Genomic DNA, 823 nt, shown 5'->3' with positions numbered 1-823 from the left:
ACTAATGAGGATATCGATTTTGTAATAAGTTGATTATCAATATTAAGAATTAACGTTAGTTAGGATAGCACCAAAAATACCGCTCTAGTGAAATTTATAACAATCTTCCTTCAATTTTTAGCAACATATTTTTTAATGCTATCATTTATGACTTTTGGATTTTTGCAAAATAGTAAAATGGCAGAAATTTTTGTGAAAAGTGGAAATATAAATGAAGTAGAAACACAATTCAGAATTGAAAACTTTGGAGGAATTGAATTGAATAATTTCGTATTAACTTCGCACTTTATGGGACTTTTTGGAATTCTAATTTCTATCTGTATTTGTTTTTCTATTCTTCGTAAAGTACCAAAAAAATGGATTTTTATAGTTATAATATTTCTAACAAACATTTTTATTTTGTATCACAAAAAATTTGCTAAACCTTCGCAATGGTTAGATTTTAATCCGCTGAATGTCGGAATTGTTCCCAATATATTTTTAACAGGATTTTTTTTAATCTTTATTGCATTAATATTATTTTATGTTAGCAAAAAAACTTTGAAATTCACACGAGAATAATTGCTACTACAGATAATAACTAAGCTTTCGTTTTGTCTGCAAGACAAGAAACCGGAGGTTCGGCGGAGCCAAATGAAAGCCCGTTGAACGGAAGCTCCGGTAGCTTTTCGGCGGCATTTTGGTCCTCTTATGGGGATGTCGTTTTTAGAATTTAGATACACAAAGCCGTTTTTTCAAAAGAACTGCTTTTTTTGTGGCGCTTGGAAGCCTACAGAAGTGCATTTCTGCGGTTTTTCTTCGCTGATGAATACAGGTGACCTCA

General features: G+C 31.3%; 1 protein-coding gene. It reads left to right on the top strand.

Annotated features, from left to right (window positions below):
- Positions 1-177: 177 nt before the first annotated feature.
- Positions 178-561, top strand: a complete 384-nt coding sequence (locus ACM44_RS14780; RefSeq protein ID WP_160304077.1) for a hypothetical protein — start codon at positions 178-180, stop codon at positions 559-561.
- Positions 562-823: the final 262 nt, after the last annotated feature.

Source organism: Chryseobacterium koreense CCUG 49689 (assembly GCF_001045435.1).
Classification (GTDB): Bacteria; Bacteroidota; Bacteroidia; order Flavobacteriales; family Weeksellaceae; genus Kaistella; species Kaistella koreensis.
Note: the sequence above shows the minus strand (reverse complement) of the source record. Positions and strands in the feature narration are given on the sequence as shown.